Source organism: Cupriavidus sp. UYPR2.512, assembly GCF_000379565.1.
Taxonomy (GTDB): Bacteria; Pseudomonadota; Gammaproteobacteria; order Burkholderiales; family Burkholderiaceae; genus Cupriavidus.
Genome location: NZ_KB903190.1, coordinates 1 through 18704 on the forward strand (window position 1 = coordinate 1; position 18704 = coordinate 18704).

14 protein-coding genes, 1 tRNA gene and 1 pseudogene are annotated in these 18704 nt (G+C 62.8%); 1 reads left to right on the forward strand and 15 read right to left on the reverse strand.

Translation table 11 applies throughout. The annotated features are described in order from the left end of the window. From A3A5_RS42565 to rpoB, 7 genes are all read right to left on the reverse strand, one after another. Positions 1 to 95 (reverse strand): GTP-binding protein (locus tag A3A5_RS42565; RefSeq protein WP_018003793.1); only part of this gene is annotated, 95 nt, incomplete at its 3' end. Positions 96 to 175: 80 nt separating this feature from the next. Continuing rightward, positions 176 to 2284: an elongation factor G gene (gene fusA, locus A3A5_RS0133970; protein WP_026201408.1), complete on the reverse strand. Its 2109-nt coding sequence runs from the start codon at positions 2282 to 2284 to the stop codon at positions 176 to 178. A 117-nt stretch (positions 2285 to 2401) separates the two neighbouring features. Then, positions 2402 to 2872, reverse strand: coding sequence for a 30S ribosomal protein S7 (rpsG, locus tag A3A5_RS0133975; RefSeq protein WP_010810459.1), 471 nt, complete (start codon positions 2870 to 2872; stop codon positions 2402 to 2404). A 225-nt stretch (positions 2873 to 3097) separates the two neighbouring features. Continuing rightward, complete coding sequence (gene rpsL / locus A3A5_RS0133980; protein ID WP_010810460.1) at positions 3098 to 3475, reverse strand: 30S ribosomal protein S12; 378 nt, start codon at positions 3473 to 3475, stop codon at positions 3098 to 3100. 351 nt (positions 3476 to 3826) lie between these two features. Then, positions 3827 to 5674 carry a DNA helicase RecQ gene (gene recQ, locus A3A5_RS0133985; RefSeq protein ID WP_018314900.1) on the reverse strand — a complete coding sequence of 616 codons (1848 nt, stop codon included), beginning with the start codon at positions 5672 to 5674 and terminating at the stop codon, positions 3827 to 3829. A 186-nt stretch (positions 5675 to 5860) separates the two neighbouring features. Further along, positions 5861 to 10102, reverse strand: a complete 4242-nt coding sequence (rpoC, locus tag A3A5_RS0133990; protein WP_018314901.1) for a DNA-directed RNA polymerase subunit beta' — start codon at positions 10100 to 10102, stop codon at positions 5861 to 5863. Between the two features lie 114 nt (positions 10103 to 10216). After that, positions 10217 to 14323, reverse strand: a complete 4107-nt coding sequence (gene rpoB, locus A3A5_RS0133995) for a DNA-directed RNA polymerase subunit beta (RefSeq protein WP_018314902.1) — start codon at positions 14321 to 14323, stop codon at positions 10217 to 10219. Between rpoB and A3A5_RS44220 the strand changes: the two genes are divergently transcribed. Further along, the gene (locus A3A5_RS44220; protein ID WP_162166395.1) at positions 14204 to 14584 is read left to right on the forward strand and encodes a hypothetical protein; all 381 of its coding nucleotides are present in this window, start codon (positions 14204 to 14206) and stop codon (positions 14582 to 14584) included. The two genes, rpoB and A3A5_RS44220, sit on opposite strands and share 120 nt — an antisense overlap. A 158-nt stretch (positions 14585 to 14742) precedes the next feature. Here the strand turns inward: A3A5_RS44220 and rplL are convergent, their stop codons facing one another. The 8 genes and pseudogenes from rplL to A3A5_RS42570 form a co-directional block, all read right to left on the reverse strand. Continuing rightward, complete coding sequence (rplL, locus tag A3A5_RS0134000; protein ID WP_010810464.1) at positions 14743 to 15117, reverse strand: 50S ribosomal protein L7/L12; 375 nt, start codon at positions 15115 to 15117, stop codon at positions 14743 to 14745. Positions 15118 to 15186: 69 nt separating this feature from the next. Further along, positions 15187 to 15708, reverse strand: a complete 522-nt coding sequence (gene rplJ / locus A3A5_RS0134005) for a 50S ribosomal protein L10 (protein WP_018314903.1) — start codon at positions 15706 to 15708, stop codon at positions 15187 to 15189. A gap of 423 nt (positions 15709 to 16131) precedes the next feature. Then, positions 16132 to 16827, reverse strand: a complete 696-nt coding sequence (gene rplA / locus A3A5_RS0134010) for a 50S ribosomal protein L1 (RefSeq protein ID WP_013958262.1) — start codon at positions 16825 to 16827, stop codon at positions 16132 to 16134. After that, a complete protein-coding gene (rplK, locus tag A3A5_RS0134015) occupies positions 16828 to 17259 on the reverse strand; it encodes a 50S ribosomal protein L11 (protein ID WP_010810467.1) in 432 nt (143 codons plus the stop codon). A 159-nt stretch (positions 17260 to 17418) separates the two neighbouring features. Beyond that, positions 17419 to 18000, reverse strand: coding sequence for a transcription termination/antitermination protein NusG (nusG, locus tag A3A5_RS0134020; RefSeq protein WP_010810468.1), 582 nt, complete (start codon positions 17998 to 18000; stop codon positions 17419 to 17421). A 10-nt stretch (positions 18001 to 18010) separates the two neighbouring features. Continuing rightward, on the reverse strand, positions 18011 to 18391 hold the full coding sequence (secE, locus tag A3A5_RS0134025) for a preprotein translocase subunit SecE (RefSeq protein ID WP_018314904.1): 381 nt from the start codon (positions 18389 to 18391) through the stop codon (positions 18011 to 18013). A 59-nt stretch (positions 18392 to 18450) separates the two neighbouring features. Next, positions 18451 to 18526: transfer RNA gene (locus A3A5_RS0134030), tRNA-Trp, on the reverse strand. Positions 18527 to 18610: 84 nt separating this feature from the next. Further along, positions 18611 to 18704, reverse strand: a pseudogene (locus A3A5_RS42570) (elongation factor Tu); the annotation flags it as partial.

Below are 18704 nucleotides of genomic sequence, written 5' to 3' on the forward strand. Positions count from 1 at the left end.
ATCGCTGCGGTCAGCGTGGTCTTGCCATGGTCAACGTGACCAATCGTACCAACGTTCACGTGCGGCTTGGTCCGCTCGAACTTTTCCTTTGCCATGTTTCAGCTCCTAATGGAATACAGTGTGATTCGATTCATTACACCGCCACGCCTGATAAGGCGTGGCAGCAAAGCTTTTATTACTTGCCCTTGGCCGTCATCACGGCTTCGGCGATGTTCTTCGGTGCCTCTGCGTAGTGCTTGAATTCCATGGTGTACGTGGCGCGGCCTTGCGTGGCCGAGCGCAGCGACGTGGAATAACCGAACATTTCCGACAGCGGGACTTCGGCCTTGATGATCTTGCCGCCGCCCACCATGTCGTCCATGCCCTGCACGATGCCGCGGCGGGACGACAAGTCGCCCATCACGGTACCCGTGTAGTCTTCCGGCGTTTCCACTTCCACGGCCATCATCGGCTCGAGCAGAACCGGGCTGGCCTTGCGCATGGCTTCCTTGAAAGCCATCGAGCCGGCCATGCGGAACGCGTTTTCGTTCGAGTCCACATCGTGGTACGAACCGAACGTCAGCGTGACCTTCACGTCAACCACCGGGAAGCCAGCCAGGATACCGTTCGGCAGCGTGTCGACGATACCCTTTTCGACCGCCGGGATGTATTCGCGAGGAATCACACCGCCCTTGATGGCGTCGATGAACTCGAAGCCCTTGCCCGGCTCCTGCGGTTCCAGCGTGATCACGGCGTGACCGTACTGGCCGCGGCCGCCCGACTGCTTGACGAACTTGCCCTCGACGCCTTCGGCCGTCTTGCGAATGGTTTCGCGGTAGGCCACCTGCGGCGCGCCGATGTTGGCTTCCACGCCGAATTCGCGCTTCATGCGGTCGACCAGAATTTCGAGGTGGAGCTCGCCCATGCCCGAAATGATGGTCTGACCCGATTCTTCATCGGTACGCACGCGGAACGACGGATCTTCAGCGGCCAGGCGGTTCAGGGCGATGCCCATCTTTTCCTGGTCAGCCTTGGTCTTCGGCTCGACGGCCTGCGAGATCACCGGCTCCGGGAACACCATGCGCTCGAGCACGATCGGTGCAGCCGGATCGCACAGCGTGTCGCCCGTGGTGGCGTCCTTCAGACCCACCGCAGCGGCGATGTCGCCGGCCAGCACTTCCTTGATTTCTTCGCGCTGGTTGGCATGCATCTGCAGAATACGGCCGAGGCGTTCCTTCTTGCTCTTGACCGGGTTGTACACGGTGTCGCCCGAATTGATCTTGCCCGAGTAGACGCGGAAGAAGATCAGCTGACCAACGAACGGGTCGGTCATGATCTTGAACGCCAGTGCCGAGAACTTTTCGTTGTCGTCAGCCTTGCGCTCGAGCTTCTTCTCGCTGTCGTCCTCGTCCGTGCCCGTAACCGGCGGAATGTCGACCGGCGACGGCAGGAAGTCGATCACGGCGTCGAGCATGCGCTGCACGCCCTTGTTCTTGAACGCGGTGCCGCACAGCATCGGCTGGATTTCGCAGGCGATGGTACGGTCACGCAGCGCCTTGACGATCTCGGCGCGGGTCAGCTCTTCGCCGCCCAGGTACTTTTCCATCAGCTCTTCGCTGGCTTCGGCGGCGGACTCGACCATCTTCTCGCGCCATTCGTCAGCGGTGGCTTGCAGCTCGGCCGGGATTTCCTGGTATTCGAACTTCACGCCCTGGCTGGCTTCGTCCCAAACGATCGCCTTCATTTCCAGCAGATCGACGACGCCCTGGAAGCCGTCTTCAGCGCCGATCGGCACCACGACGGGCACCGGGTTGGCCTTCAGGCGGGTCTTCAGCTGGTCGTAGACCTTGAAGAAGTTCGCGCCGGTACGGTCCATCTTGTTGACGAACGCCAGACGCGGCACCTTGTACTTGTTGGCCTGACGCCAGACGGTTTCCGACTGCGGCTGCACGCCACCCACTGCGCAGTACACCATGCACGCGCCGTCCAGCACGCGCATGGAACGCTCCACCTCGATGGTGAAGTCCACGTGGCCCGGGGTGTCGATGATGTTGAAGCGGTGCTCGGGGTAGTTGCCGCCCATGCCCTTCCAGAAGGCGGTGGTCGCAGCAGACGTGATGGTGATGCCGCGCTCCTGCTCCTGCTCCATCCAGTCCATGGTGGCCGCGCCATCATGCACTTCACCGATCTTGTGGTTCACACCGGTGTAGAACAGGATCCGCTCGGTCGTGGTGGTTTTACCCGCGTCAATGTGAGCCGAAATACCGATGTTACGGTAGCGCTCAATAGGAGTCTTACGAGCCACTTTAATCCTCTATTTGTCCGTGAGGCGCCGGCATCTCATGGCCCGCGCCCCTAACACAAACGGGCGAGATGTGTAAAAACACAGCCCGCCCGGCAACCAACAAACGCTATCGCGCGCTTAGAAGCGGAAATGCGAGAACGCCTTGTTGGCTTCGGCCATGCGGTGCACTTCGTCACGCTTCTTCATCGCGCCGCCACGGCCTTCCGATGCTTCCAGCAGCTCACCTGCCAGGCGCAGCGCCATCGACTTCTCGCTGCGTTTCTTCGCGGCCTCGCGCAGCCAACGCATCGCCAATGCCAGACGACGCGACGGACGGACTTCGACCGGAACCTGATAGTTGGCGCCGCCCACGCGACGGCTCTTCACTTCCACCACCGGCTTCACGTTGTTGATGGCAACGGAGAACACTTCGATGGGGGCCTTGCCTGCCTTCTTTTCGATCTGGTCGAACGCGCCATAGACGATACGTTCGGCAACCGACTTCTTGCCGTCCAGCATCAGCACGTTCATGAACTTGGCAACTTCAACGTTGCCGAACTTCGGATCAGGCAGAACATCCCGCTTGGGGACTTCACGACGACGTGGCATCTTCTTTCCTTTAGATTCAGTTGAGAGCGCGGTCAGTTGTTCCCGCTCTCCGGCCACCAACTAGCTTGCATGCAATAGACAGCAAATTCGCCGGGTGACCACTTACTCGACGGCACGGTTGCCAAAAAGGCGCTCCGTTGTACCGCCGCCTGGTGACAGCACCATGACTTGCGCCACAGGCTATCGTTTGTTGCTTCGGGTCTTTCCGACCCAGGCTGCTATAGCTTAGGCTGCCTTCGGACGCTTTGCGCCGTACTTCGAACGAGCCTGCTTGCGGTCCTTCACGCCTTGCAAGTCGAGCGAGCCACGGACGATGTGGTAACGCACACCCGGCAGATCCTTCACACGGCCGCCGCGGATCAGCACGACCGAGTGTTCCTGCAGGTTGTGGCCTTCACCGCCGATGTACGAAATGACTTCGAAACCGTTGGTCAGGCGCACCTTGGCGACCTTACGCAGTGCCGAGTTCGGCTTCTTCGGCGTCGTCGTGTACACGCGGGTGCACACACCACGGCGCTGGGGGCAGTTCTCAAGCGCCGGGCTCTTGCTCTTGACGACTTCAGAGACGCGCGGCTTGCGAACCAGTTGGTTGATAGTTGGCATTGTTCAATCCAGCTTGGTTTTACGAAAAACGCCCCTCGCACCGGCAGCTATACCGAAATGGAGAGGCAACTACGGGTTTTGGGCGGGAGAGGTGAGCGGACGCGCTCTGGAGACGGGACTGTGCGGTAACAGCATGCCAAAGAGCGCGAGCCGGCACCCGGATCCCGCGTCTGCCGCCACCGGTCCATGGAAACCCAGTCCGGGAGGCTTGCCGGCAGCGGCGCAAAGGCCACTTGTCCGACGGGCGAGCGAAATCCAAAGCCAAAAACTCGAATCTGGCACTCTAGCAGGGGAATCGTATACCGTCAAGCCGTATACCCGTTCCGGGACGCGGCGACGCTGCCCTCCCGATCAGACGCCGCGGAGCGCTTCCAGGATGGACTGCCCGTAGCGCTCCAGCTTGGAAGCGCCAATTCCGGGAATGCCCTGCATCGCCGACAGGGAACCCGGCGCGGTCCGGGCCAGCTCCGCCAGCGTTGCATCGTGGAAGATGACATAGGCCGGCACCCCATGCTCGCGCGCGGCCTCGGTGCGCCAGCGGCGCAGCGCCTCCCAGTTGGCCAGCATGTCTGCGTCCATGTCCGCGGTGTGGTCGGTGCGGGTACCGCGTGCAGCACGCTCGCCGGACTTGCCCGGCTTGGTGGCCTGGCGGCGCAGGATGATCTGGCGCTCGCCCTTGAGCACCGCGCGCGCGTCCTCGCCCAGCAGCAGCGCGCCATGGCCGCCATGGTCGATGGTCAGCAGCCCCTGGGCGATCAGCTGGCGGAACACCGTATGCCATTCATGCACCGAGCGGTCCTTGCCGATGCCGAAGGTGGAAACCTTGTCATGCCCCCACTGGCGGATCTTCTCCGAGCTATTGCCGCGCAGCACGTCGATCAGGTGCGTGGCGCCAAAGTGCACGCGGCTCGCCTGTGCGGTGCGGTAGACGCAGGACAGCGCCATCTGCGCCTCGCGCGTGCCGTCCCAGGTGGCCGGCGGCTCCAGGCAGGTATCGCAGTTGCCGCAGGGTTCGCTGGCCTCGTTGAAATACGCCAGGATGCGCACGCGCCGGCAGCCCGCGGTCTCGCACAGGCCCAGCAGCGCATCGAGCTTGGACGACGACACGCGCTTGAAGGCCTCGTCCGCCTCGGACTCGTCGATCATGCGCTTCTGCTGCACCACGTCGCCCAGGCCGTAGGCCATCCAGGCATTGGCCGGCAGGCCGTCGCGGCCGGCGCGCCCGGTTTCCTGGTAGTAGCCTTCCATGCTCTTGGGCAGGTCCAGATGGGCGACAAAGCGCACGTCGGGCTTGTCGATGCCCATGCCGAAGGCAATCGTCGCCACCATCACCAGCCCTTCTTCCTCGCGGAAGCGCGCCTGGTGATGCTGGCGCACCTGGGCATCCATGCCCGCGTGGTAGCCCAGCGCATTGATGCCCTGCCCGCTCAGCCACTGCGCCGTGTCTTCCACCTTCTTGCGCGACAGGCAATAGATAATGCCGCTGTCATGGGTGCCGTCGGCAGCGGTGTGCTCGGCCTTGATGAAGGCCAGCAGCTGCTGGCGCGCATTGTCTTTCTCGACGATGCGGTAGCGGATATTGGGCCGATCGAAGCTGGAGATAAAGACGCGCGCATCATGCAGCGCCAGGCGCTCGATGATCTCGTTGCGCGTCAGCGCGTCGGCGGTCGCGGTCAGGGCGATGCGCGGCACATACGGGAAGCGCTCGTGCAGCACCGACAGCTGGATATATTCGGGCCGGAAGTCGTGGCCCCACTGCGACACGCAGTGCGCTTCGTCGATGGCGAAGAGCCCGACGCGCGTGCGCTCGAGCAGGTCGAGGAAGCGCGGCGTCATCAGCCGCTCCGGCGCCACGTAGAGGATCTCGATGCGCCCGGCCAGCAGGTCGCGCTCGACCGCCGAGGCCTCGGCCCCCGTCAGCGTCGAATTAAGCACCGCGGCGCGCACGCCGGCTTCGGTCAGTGCCGCGACCTGGTCCTGCATCAGCGCGATCAGCGGCGACACCACGATGCCGACGCCGTCACCGGCACGCTGGCGCAGCAGCGCCGGGATCTGGTAGCACAGTGACTTGCCGCCGCCGGTTGGCATCAGCACCAGGCAGTCGCCGCCCGTCGCAACGTGGTCGATGATCTCGGCCTGGCGCCCACGGAAGGCGTGGTAGCCGAACACATCTTTGAGGATCGCCAGCGCGTGCGACATAGACAACGGAATTGCTGAAGCCGGAAAAGCCGTAACCATACCACTAAGGGGGCCGCTTCCGCGCCCGACGGGCAAACAGTCCGATCTTTCTCACGACAGAGCCGGCTGCGAGCGGACAAAAAAAAAGCCCGGCTAATCAGCCGGGCTTTGGGCCGCCTTGCGGCGGCATCCACATCTACTGCAAGATCAGGCGTTGTCGCCTTCACCCTCGGTCGCCTGCACCACCGGCGGCTCGATGAAGAGCGACTGCTCTTCTTCGGCGATCGCTTGGGCGCGTTCGCGCTCGGAGGCCTCGCGTGCCTTGCGGGCACGGTGGTAGGCCAGGCCGGTACCGGCCGGGATCAGACGGCCGACGATCACGTTTTCCTTCAGACCACGCAGGTCGTCGGTCTTGCCCATGATCGCGGCTTCGGTCAGCACGCGCGTGGTTTCCTGGAACGATGCCGCCGAGATGAAGCTGTCGGTCGACAGCGACGCCTTGGTGATACCGAGCAGCAGGTTCTCGTACGTGGCCGGACGCTTGCCTTCGGCGATCACGCGGTCGTTCTCGTCGAGCAGTTCCGAACGCTCCACCTGTTCACCCGGGATGAACTTGGTGTCGCCCACGTCGGCGATCTGGACGCGGCGCAGCATCTGGCGAACGATCACCTCGATGTGCTTGTCGTTGATCTTCACGCCCTGCAGACGATACACGTCCTGCACTTCGTCCACGATGTAGTGCGCCAGCTCTTCGATGCCCTTCAGGCGCAGGATGTCGTGCGGGTCCGCCGGACCTTCCACGATCATTTCGCCCTTGTTCACCACCTGGCCGTCGTGCACCAGCACCTGCTTTTCCTTCGCGATCAGGAACTCATGGGCATTGCCGTCCAGGTCGGTGATGACCAGGCGCTGCTTGCCCTTGGTGTCCTTGCCGAACGAGGTCGTGCCGGTGACTTCCGCCAGCACGGCGGCATCCTTCGGCGAACGCGCTTCGAACAGCTCGGCCACACGCGGCAGACCACCGGTAATGTCGCGGGTCTTCTGCGATTCGGTCGGGATACGCGCGAGCACTTCACCCACGTGCACCTGCTGGCCGTCCTTCACGGTAATCAGCGCGCCGACCTGGAAGCCGATGGTCACGGAGTGGTCCGTGCCCGGGATCTTCACTTCCTGGCCATTGGCGTCGAGCAGCTTCACCTGCGGGCGGATGCCCTTGGTGGCAGCCGTGCGGCGCTTGGCGTCGATCACCACCAGGGTCGACAGGCCGGTGACTTCGTCCATCTGCTTGGCGACGGTCACGCCTTCTTCGACGTTCTCGAACTTGGTCGTACCGGTGTATTCCGAAACGATCGGGCGAGTCAGCGCGTCCCACGTGGCCAGCTGCGTGCCAGCCTTGATGGCCTGGCCGTCCTGCACCAGCAGCGTGGCGCCGTACGGGATCTTGTGGCGTTCGCGCTCGCGGCCGTGGTCGTCGGTGATCAGCGCCTCGCCCGAACGCGAGATGACGATCAGTTCGCCCTTCGCATTGGTGACGTAACGCATGGTCGCCGTGAAACGCACGGTACCGGTTGCCTTGGCTTCCACGCTCGATGCCACTGCCGCACGCGATGCCGCACCACCGATGTGGAATGTACGCATGGTCAGCTGCGTGCCCGGCTCACCGATCGACTGGGCGGCAATCACGCCAACCGCTTCGCCGGAGTTCACCAGCACGCCGCGGCCCAGGTCGCGGCCATAGCACTTGCCGCACAGGCCGTAGCGCGTGTCGCACGACAGCGGGGTACGGACCTTGACTTCGTCCACGCCGATGTTGTCGATCAGTTCGACCAGATCTTCGTCCAGCAGCGTGCCGGCTTCGATCGCGGTTTCCTGGGTCTCCGGGTTGACCACGTCGGCCACGGTCACACGGCCGAGGATACGGTCGCGCAGGGCTTCGATCACTTCACCGCCTTCGACCAGGGCCTTCATGGCCACGCCGTTGGAGGTGCCGCAATCGTCTTCCACCACGACCAGATCCTGGGTCACGTCGACCAGACGACGGGTCAGGTAACCCGAGTTCGCAGTCTTCAGTGCCGTATCGGCCAGGCCCTTACGTGCGCCGTGGGTCGAGATGAAGTACTGCAGAACGTTCAGGCCTTCACGGAAGTTCGCCGTAATCGGCGTTTCAATGATCGAGCCGTCCGGCTTTGCCATCAGGCCACGCATACCGGCCAGCTGGCGGATCTGCGCGGCGGAACCCCGTGCGCCCGAGTCGGCCATCATGTAGATGGAGTTGAACGACTCCTGCTTCACGGTCTTGCCTTCGCGGTCGACCACGTCTTCGTGCTGGAGCTGCTCCATCATCGCCTTGCCCACCTGGTCGCCGGCGGCGCCCCAGATGTCGACGACGTTGTTGTAGCGTTCCTGGTCGGTCACCAGACCCGACATGTACTGCTTGTCGTATTCCTTCACCTTGGCCGAAGCCTCGGCGATGATCTTTTCCTTGGCAGGCGGCACCAGCATGTCGTCGATCGCGATCGAGATACCGGCGCGGGTGGCCAGGCGGAAGCCCGACTGCAGCAGCTTGTCGGCGAAGATCACGGTCTCGCGCAGGCCGCAGCGGCGGAACGCCGTGTTGATCAGGCGCGAGATTTCCTTCTTCTTCAGCGGCTTGTTCAGCACCGAGAACGGCAGGCCCTTGGGCAGGATCTCGGACAGGATCGCGCGGCCGACCGTGGTGGCCTGCAGCGTGATCTTGGGCGCGAAACGGGCGTCGCCCTCGGCGTCCTTGTCGACCAGTTCATACTCGGTGATACGCACGTTCACGCGCGAAGCCAGTTCGACTTCCTTGTTCTCGTAGGCGCGGATCACTTCGCTGATGTCGGCAAAGGTCATGCCCTCGCCGCGGCCGTTGATCTTGTCGCGGGTCGTGTAGTACAGACCCAGCACCACGTCTTGCGACGGCACGATCGAGGGGTCGCCGTTGGCCGGGAACAGCACGTTGTTGGAGGCCAGCATCAGGGTGCGGGCTTCCATCTGCGCTTCCAGCGACAGCGGCACGTGAACAGCCATCTGGTCACCGTCGAAGTCGGCGTTGAACGCCGCGCAGACCAGCGGGTGCAGCTGGATGGCCTTGCCTTCGATCAGCACCGGCTCGAACGCCTGGATACCCAGGCGGTGCAGCGTCGGCGCACGGTTCAGCATCACCGGGTGCTCGCGGATCACCTCTTCGAGGATGTCCCACACCACCGGGGTCTGGCTTTCGACTTCCTTCTTCGCCGCCTTGATGGTGGTGGCGATGCCCATCGTTTCCAGCTTGTGGAAGATGAAGGGCTTGAACAGCTCGAGCGCCATCAGCTTGGGCAGGCCGCACTGGTGCAGCTTGAGCGTCGGGCCCACCACGATGACCGAACGGCCCGAGTAGTCGACGCGCTTGCCCAGCAGGTTCTGACGGAAACGGCCGCCCTTGCCCTTGATCATTTCGGCCAGGGACTTCAGCGGGCGCTTGTTGGCGCCGGTCATCGCCTTGCCGCGACGGCCGTTGTCCAGCAGCGAGTCAACCGCTTCCTGCAGCATGCGCTTTTCGTTGCGCACGATGATCTCAGGCGCCTTCAGCTCCAGCAGGCGCTTGAGGCGGTTGTTACGGTTGATGACGCGGCGATACAGGTCGTTCAGGTCCGAGGTCGCGAAGCGGCCGCCATCCAGCGGCACCAGCGGACGCAGTTCGGGCGGCAGCACCGGCAGCACTTCAAGGATCATCCACTCGGGCTTGATGCCCGAACGCTGGAAGGCCTCGAGCACCTTCAGGCGCTTGGCGAACTTCTTGATCTTGGCTTCGGAGCCGGTGGCCTGCAGCTCGGCGCGGATCTGTTCGATCTGCTTCTCGATGTCGATGCCGCGCAGCAGCTCACGGATGCCCTCGGCACCCATCATGGCGACGAACTCGCCCTCGCCGTACTCGTCGCACTTCGCCAGGTAGTCGTCTTCGGACATGATCTGGCTCTTCTTGAGCGGGGTCATGCCGGGTTCGATCACCACGAATGCTTCGAAGTACAGCACGCGCTCGATGTCGCGCAGCGTCATGTCCAGGACCATGCCCAGGCGCGACGGCAGCGACTTCAGGAACCAGATGTGCGCGGTCGGCGCGGCCAGTTCGATATGGCCCATGCGCTCGCGGCGCACCTTGGCCAGCGTCACTTCAACGCCGCACTTCTCGCAGATCACGCCACGGTGCTTCAGGCGCTTGTACTTGCCGCACAGGCACTCGTAGTCCTTGATCGGGCCAAAGATCTTGGCGCAGAACAGGCCGTCGCGTTCCGGCTTGAACGTACGGTAGTTGATCGTTTCCGGCTTCTTGACTTCGCCGTACGACCACGAACGGATCTTCTCGGGCGAGGCCAGGCCGATCTTGATCGCGTCGAACTGCTCTTCCTGCTGAACCTGCTTAAAGAGATCGAGCAATGCTTTCATTGCAACTCCTTGTTTCGCCGCGGGACCGAACTCTGTTCGATACCGCGGCATTCATTCTGTGGGAAATCCTGCGCTGGTGAGTGCCGGCCGCAGCCGGCACCCGCATCGGCTCGATCAGTAGCGATCGAGGTCGATGTCGATACCCAGCGAGCGGATTTCCTTCACCAGCACGTTGAACGATTCCGGCATGCCGGCATCGATCGAGTGCTCGCCCTTGACGATGTTTTCGTACACCTTGGTACGGCCGTTCACGTCATCGGACTTGACCGTCAGCATTTCCTGCAGCACGTACGACGCGCCGTAGGCTTCCAGTGCCCACACTTCCATCTCACCGAAACGCTGGCCACCGAACTGGGCTTTACCACCCAGCGGCTGCTGCGTCACCAGCGAGTACGGGCCGGTGGAGCGGGCGTGCATCTTGTCGTCGACCAGGTGGTGCAGCTTCAGCATGTGCATCACACCCAGCGTGACCGGACGCTCGAACGCTTCGCCGGTGCGGCCGTCAAACAGCGTGACCTGCTGCTTGGAAGCGGTCAGGCCCTTCTCCTTCGCGATCTCTTCCGGATAGGCGAGGTCCAGCATGCGGCGGATTTCGTCCTCGTGCGCACCATCGAACACCGGCGTCGCGAACGGCACGCCCTTCTTCAGGTTCTCGGCCAGTTCCAGGACTTCCGAATCCGACAGGCTGTCGAGGTCCTCGACCTTGCCGCTCTCGTTGTAGATCTGCGTGAGCAGCTTGCGCACTTCGGCTGCCTTGGCTTGCGCCTTCAGCATGTTGCCGATGCGCTCGCCCAGGCCGCGCGCGGCCCAGCCCAGGTGGGTCTCGAGAATCTGGCCCACGTTCATCCGCGAAGGCACGCCCAGCGGGTTCAGCACGATGTCGGCAGGCGTACCGTCGGCCATGTAGGGCATGTCCTCGATCGGGGTGATCTTGGACACGACGCCCTTGTTGCCGTGACGGCCGGCCATCTTGTCGCCAGGCTGCAGGCGGCGCTTGACGGCCAGGTACACCTTGACCATCTTGATCACGCCCGGCGGCAGTTCGTCGCCCTGCGTGAGCTTCTTGCGCTTCTCTTCGAAGGCCAGGTCGAACTCGTGGCGCTTCTGCTCGATGGCTTCCTTGACGGCTTCCAGCTGGGCAGCCAGTTCTTCGTCGGCCGGACGGATGTCGAACCAGTGGTACCTGTCGATGTCCGCCAGGTATTCCTTGGTGATCTTGGCACCCTTGGCCAGCTTCTTCGGACCGCCGTTGACGGTCTTGTCGATGAGCAGGCGCTCCAGACGCTGGAACGCGTCGCCTTCCACGATACGCAGCTGGTCGTTCAGGTCCAGGCGGTAGCGCTTCAGTTCGTCGTCGATGATCGACTGGGCACGCTTGTCGCGCGTCACGCCTTCGCGGGTGAAGACCTGGACGTCGATCACGATGCCGCTCATGCCCGAGGGCACGCGCAGCGAGGTGTCCTTCACGTCCGATGCCTTCTCGCCGAAGATCGCGCGCAACAGCTTTTCTTCCGGAGTCAGCTGGGTCTCGCCCTTCGGCGTGACCTTGCCCACCAGCACGTCGCCGGCTTCGACTTCAGCGCCGATGTAGGTGATGCCCGACTCGTCCAGGCGAGCCAGCTGGGCTTCGGCCAGGTTCGAGATATCGCGCGTGATTTCTTCCGGTCCCAGCTTGGTGTCGCGGGCAACGACCGACAGTTCCTCGATGTGGATCGAGGTATAGCGGTCTTCGGCCACCACACGCTCCGAGATCAGGATCGAATCCTCGAAGTTGTAGCCGTTCCACGGCATGAACGCCACCAGCATGTTCTGGCCCAGGGCCAGTTCGCCCAGGTCGGTCGAGGCGCCGTCGGCGATCACATCGTTGCGGGCAACGATATCGCCAACCTTGACCATCGGACGCTGGTTGATGTTGGTGTTCTGGTTCGAGCGCGTGTACTTGATCAGGTTGTAGATGTCCACGCCGACTTCACCGGCCACGGCTTCGTCGTCGTTCACGCGGATCACGATACGCATCGCGTCGACGTAGTCGACCACGCCGCCACGCATCGCCTGCACCGCAGTACCCGAGTCGACCGCAACGGTGCGCTCGATGCCGGTGCCGACCAGCGGCTTGTCCGGACGCAGGCAAGGCACGGCCTGGCGCTGCATGTTGGCGCCCATCAGTGCACGGTTCGCGTCATCGTGTTCGAGGAACGGCACCAGCGAGGCAGCGGCCGACACGATCTGCGACGGCGCCACGTCGATGTACTGCACGCGGTCCGGCGTGACCATGCGGGTTTCACGCTCGGAGCCTTCACGCGACGACACCAGTTCGTCGGTCAGGTTGCCCTCGGCATCGACCGTCGCGTTGGCCTGCGCCACCACGTACTTGCCTTCCTCGATCGCAGACAGGTAGTCGACCTGGTCGGTCAGCTTGCTGTCGACCACCTTGCGGTACGGCGTTTCCAGGAAGCCGTACTCGTTCAGGCGGGCGTACAGTGCCAGCGAGTTGATCAGGCCGATGTTCGGACCTTCCGGCGTTTCGATCGGGCACACGCGGCCATAGTGGGTCGGGTGCACGTCGCGGACTTCAAAGCCGGCGCGCTCGCGCGTCAGGCCGCCCGGGCCCAGTGCGGAGACACGGCGCTTGTGCGTGATCTCGGACAGCGGGTTGGTCTGGTCCATGAACTGCGACAGCTGCGACGAACCGAAGAACTCGCGGATCGCCGACGAGATCGGCTTCGAGTTGATCAGGTCGTGCGGCATCAGGTTCTCGGTCTCGGCCTGGCCCAGACGTTCCTTGACGGCACGCTCCACACGCGACAGGCCGGCGCGGAACTGGTTTTCGGCCAGTTCGCCGACGCAACGCACGCGACGGTTGCCCAGGTGATCGATGTCATCGACCTCGCCCTTGCCGTTGCGCAGGTTGACCAGGATCTTGATGGTCTCGAGGATGTCCTCGTCCTGCAGCACCATGGCGCCTTCGCCGCTGGGGCGGCCCAGGCGGCTGTTGACCTTCATGCGGCCAACGCGCGACAGGTCGTACGACTCTTCGCTGTAGAACAGGCGCTGGAACAGCGCTTCCACGGCTTCCTCGGTCGGCGGCTCGCCCGGGCGCATCATGCGGTAGATCGCGATACGCGCAGCGGTCTGGTCGGCGGTCTCGTCCACGCGCAGGGTCTGCGACATGTACGGGCCCTGATCCAGGTCGTTGGTGTACAAGGTCTGGATCTGCTTGACGCCGGCTTCGCGCAGGTTTTCCAGCAGCGTTTCGGTCAGCTCGTCGTTGGCATTGGCAATCACCTCGCCGGTATCCGGGTCGATGATGTTCTTGGCCAGCACGCGGCCCAGCAGGTAGTCTTCCGGCACGCTGATCAGCTTGGTGCCGGCCGAGTCCAGGTCGCGGATGTGCTTGGCGTTGATCCGCTTGTCCTTCTCGACCACCACGCGGCCGTTCTTGTCGGCGATGTCGAAGCGCGCGACTTCACCGCGCAGGCGCTCGGGCACGAACTCCAGCTGCGCGCCTTCGGCCTGCAGCGTGAAGTTGTCGAACACGAAGAAATGCGCGAGGATCTGTTCCGGAGTCAGGCCGATCGACTTCAGCAGGATCGTCACCGGCATCTTGCGGCGGCGGTCGACGCGGAAGTACAGGATGTCCTTCGGGTCGAACTCGAAGTCCAGCCACGAACCGCGGTAGGGGATGATACGCGCCGAGAACAGCAGCTTGCCCGAGCTGTGGGTCTTGCCCTTGTCGTGCTCGAAGAACACGCCCGGCGAGCGGTGCAACTGCGAGACGATGACACGCTCGGTGCCGTTGATGACGAACGAACCCGTGGAAGTCATCAGCGGGATCTCGCCCATGTAGACTTCCTGCTCCTTCACTTCCTTGACCTTGCCAGGATTCTCGCGATCGTTGATGATCAGGCGAACCTTGGCACGCAGGGCCGAGTGGAACGTCAGGCCACGCTGCTGGCATTCCTTGACGTCGAACGGCGGGTTGGACAGGTGATACGAGACGAACTCCATACGGGCAAGCCCGTTATGCGAGGAGATCGGGAAGATTGCGTTGAAAGCGGCCTGGAGGCCTTCGGTCTTGCGACGCGCGGTCGGCGTTTCCGCTTGCAAGAACTGAGTGTAGGATTCAATCTGGGTGGCAAGCAGGAATGGAACCTGATGTACCGTCGCGCGCTTCGCAAAGCTTTTGCGAATGCGCTTCTTTTCGGTGAAGCTGTACGCCATGGGATCTCCGAATCATCGCAGGGCTGGCTGGACCTGGCCGGACCTGAGGTGTTCAGCGACTGGGAGGGGATTTGGCGGTTGGCCGCTACCAACCTCTGGCTGACGGTGTCCGCACGCTGCGGGCGGTGTGGTCGTCGCATCAAGCGCAACGCCTGTACTCGCCCGGGGGACACCCGACCAAACTTGTCTTCTGCAGTCGGTTCAGAAGACAAACATCAGCAGCAACCACTTAGTGTGCCACTGATGTTTGGCCTCTGCTGAAACTCCGGCATGCCCAAGGGCAGCAGGGTTCGCAAACGTCACTTTTTTCCGCGAAGAGTGCCTCTCAAAACACTTTCGCACAAGCGCAAAAAGGCTGGCGCCGGGAATTTCCCTTTGCCAGCCCCATCCGCGTGCCGGAAGGGCACGCGAGCAATGCCTTACTTGACGTCGACCTTCGCGCCAGCGTCTTCCAGCTTCTTCTTGGCTTCGGCAGCAGCAGCCTTGTCCACGCCTTCCTTGACGGGCTTCGGTGCGCCATCGACCAGGTCCTTGGCTTCCTTCAGGCCCAGGCCGGTGATTTCGCGAACAGCCTTAATCACGCCAACCTTGTTGGCGCCGACTTCGGCCAGGATCACGTTGAACTCGGTCTGCTCTTCAGCAGCGGCGGCACCGCCGGCGCCCGGGGCAGCAGCCACGGCCATGGCAGCGGCGGACACGCCAAACTTCTCTTCAAACGCCTTGACCAGGTCGTTCAGTTCCATCACGGACATCGCGCCAACGGCTTCCAGGATGTCGTCTTTGGTGATTGCCATTTGAAATACTCCTACTAGATTTGATTCGGTATCGGTAATGCGATCTTTCGATGCGAGGCCTGGATTGCCTTAGGCGCCAGCGGCTTCCGCTTCCGCGGGAGCGCCTTCTGCGTTCTTGGCAGCCAGTGCAGCCAGCAGACGGGCGAAGCCCGACACCGGTGCCTGCATCACGCCCAGCAGCTGAGCAATCAGTTCGTCGCGGCTCGGGATCGATGCCAGCGCCTTCACGGCGGCAGCGTCGAGAACCTTGCCGTCATACGACCCAGCGCGCAGGACCAGCTTGTCGTTGGTCTTGGCAAAGTCGTTCAGAACCTTGGCCGACGACACTGCATCTTCGGAAATACCGTAGATCAGCGGACCGGTCATCTGCTCTGCGAGGCTTGCAAACGGCGTACCTTCGACGGCACGGCGGGCCAGCGTGTTCTTCAGAACACGCAGGTACACGCCTTGCTGGCGAGCGGCAGCACGCAGCTTGGTCAGATCGCCAACCGCAATGCCGCGATATTCGGCCACGACGATGGTCTGGGCCTTGGCGACTTGCGCCGAAACCTCAGCAACGACGGCCTTCTTATCTTCAATATTGAGTGGCACGGTTAAGCTCCAAAATGACGCTAGCCCTCCGGCAATACCGGAGTCTTCACGTCAGCACAAACGAACGGCGTCCGATTGGCCCGAATCACCCGGGACAGGCCCGGATTCATCAATCCCTTCGGGTGCGCCATCTGCGCTGGTTGCCCGGGGTTGGTCATGCACGGCACCTGGCCCTGCTTGTACCTCCCGGCCGATTAAGCCCGCATGCCTGACTGCGGTCATGTGGACACCAGCGGTCTTTGATAACCAGCGGCAACTGCCTGAACACAATGTGTCCGACTGCCGCCACTGCCCAAAGCCTTGCTCCCTATCCTGATCGTGCCGCTTGGCAGAACCGGGTCCGGAGCCGATCCCCGCTTACGCCAGGATCTTCAATTCGCGGCCGACCGGTGTTATCGGGTCCGGTCAGCCTGTGCCGTCAGCTCAGGCCGACAGCGAAGCTTGTTCCACGCGCACGCCAACGCCCATGGTGGACGAGACGGCGATCTTGCGCAGGTACACGCCCTTGCTCGTAGCCGGCTTGGACTTGACCAGGGCTTCCAGCAGTGCGGACAGGTTGCTCTTCAGCGCTGCGTCTTCGAACGAGCGGCGGCCGATGGTGGCGTGGATGATACCGGCCTTGTCGACACGGAACTGCACCTGACCAGCCTTGGCGTTCTTCACAGCCTGGGCCACGTCGGGCGTCACGGTACCAACCTTCGGGTTCGGCATCAGGCCGCGCGGGCCCAGGATCTGGCCCAGCGTACCGACGATACGCATCGTGTCTGGCGAAGCGATCACGACGTCGAAGTTCAGGTTGCCGGCCTTGACTTGCTCAGCCAGGTCTTCCATGCCAACGATGTCGGCACCGGCAGCCTTGGCGGCTTCGGCCTTCTCGCCCTGGGCGAACACAGCCACGCGAACCGACTTGCCGGTACCTGCGGGCAGCACCACCGAACCACGAACCACCTGGTCCGACTTCTTGGCGTCGATGCCCAGTTGCACGGCCACGTCGATCGACTCGTCGAACTTCGCCGAAGCGCAGCCCTTCACCAGGCCCAGGGCCTCGTCGATCGGGTAGAACTTGGTACGCTCGATCTTCGCCTTGTTGGCGGCGACGCGCTTGGAAACCTTAGCCATTTACAGACCCTCCACGGTGATGCCCATCGAACGAGCCGAACCGGCGATGGTACGCACGGCGGCGTCCAGGTCGGCGGCGGTCAGGTCAGCGTTCTTGGCCTTGGCGATTTCTTCAGCCTGGGCGCGGGTGATCTTGCCAACCTTGTCGGTGTGGGGCTTCGGCGAACCCTTGGTGATGCCTGCTGCCTTCTTGATCAGCACGGTCGCCGGCGGCGACTTCATCACGAAGGTGAAGCTCTTGTCGGCGAAGGCGGTAATCACCACCGGCACCGGCAGACCGGGTTCCATACCCTGGGTCTGGGCGTTGAACGCCTTGCAGAACTCCATGATGTTCAGACCACGCTGACCCAGAGCGGGACCAACGGGCGGGGAGGGATTTGCCTTACCAGCCGGAATCTGCAGCTTGATAAAGCCAATGATCTTCTTGGCCATCTTTACTCCAATCCGGATCGCCCCTTCGGGATGCGATCCTGTTGAGTCGTAACGCGCTGTCGCCGCACCTTCGGCACGGCCTCACGCTCCTCTTGGCGCCGCCACCGGGGCGGCGCCGTTGCCGGTTGCCGCCCTTTCAGGCAGCAGCCGGCAAATTCCTTAAACCTTCTCGACCTGGCCGAACTCGAGCTCGACCGGGGTGGCACGCCCGAAGATCGTGACCGAGACGCGCAGGCGCGATTTCTCGTAGTTCACTTCTTCCACGTTGCCGTTGAAGTCCGTGAACGGGCCGTCCTTGACGCGCACCATTTCGCCCACTTCGAACAGCGTCTTGGGACGCGGCTTCTCGACCCCTTCCTGCATCTGGGTCATGATCTTGTCGACTTCGCGCTGCGAGATCGGGCTCGGGCGGTTGCGGGCGCCGCCCACGAAACCGGTGACCTTGCTGGTGTTCTTCACCAGGTGCCAGGTCTCGTCGGTCATTTCCATTTCCACGAGCACGTAGCCGGGGAAGAAACGACGCTCGGTGACCGACTTGTGGCCGCCCTTGATTTCCACGACTTCTTCGGACGGCACCAGGATGCGGCCAAACTTGTCCTGCATCTCGGCGCGTTCGATGCGCTCCTGCAGCGCGCGCTGCACGCTCTTCTCCATGCCGGAATAGGCATGCACGACATACCAGCGCTTCTTCGACGAAGGCGATTCCGGCGCGGTGGTTTCCTGCTGAGCGTTATCCGTCATGTGCTACCTCTTATTTCCAGCCCAGCACGAGCGAGAAGACGACCCACTCGATGAGCTTGTCAGCCGACCACAGGAACAGCGCCATGATGACGACAAAGACGAAGACCAGCCCCGTCATTTGCCCGGCTTCCTTGCGCGTCGGCCAGACGACCTTGCGAACTTCCCGATACGATTCTTTGGCGAACCCGATAAAGTCCTTGCCTGGTACCGACACCAGCGCAACCACGATACCCAGTGCAATACCACCGAACAGTGCGGCGCCACGTACATAAGACGGTTGCTGTGCCAGTGCATAGAAACCGATGACGCCCGCAACCACCAGCAGCACCGCCACGCCAAGCATCCACTTGCCGCTGCTGGCGTTCACGGTTTCAACATTGGGATTGGCCATGTTTCGCAAACGAGACTAAGCCGCGTCACGATTGCTCTTCGCGACGCGGCTGATTGATTTGGCAGGGGCAGAGGGAATCGAACCCCCAACCTTCGGTTTTGGAGACCGACGCTCTGCCAGTTGAGCTATACCCCTAAAACAACTGTGGGGCCGGCGCTTGCGCCAACCCCTTCTGGCAACGAACGCGGCCGGTTGGTGCCGCGTTCGCTATCAAACAACTTAGTCGAGGATCTTTGCCACGACGCCGGCGCCGACGGTACGGCCGCCTTCACGGATAGCGAAGCGCAGGCCTTCTTCCATGGCGATCGGGGCG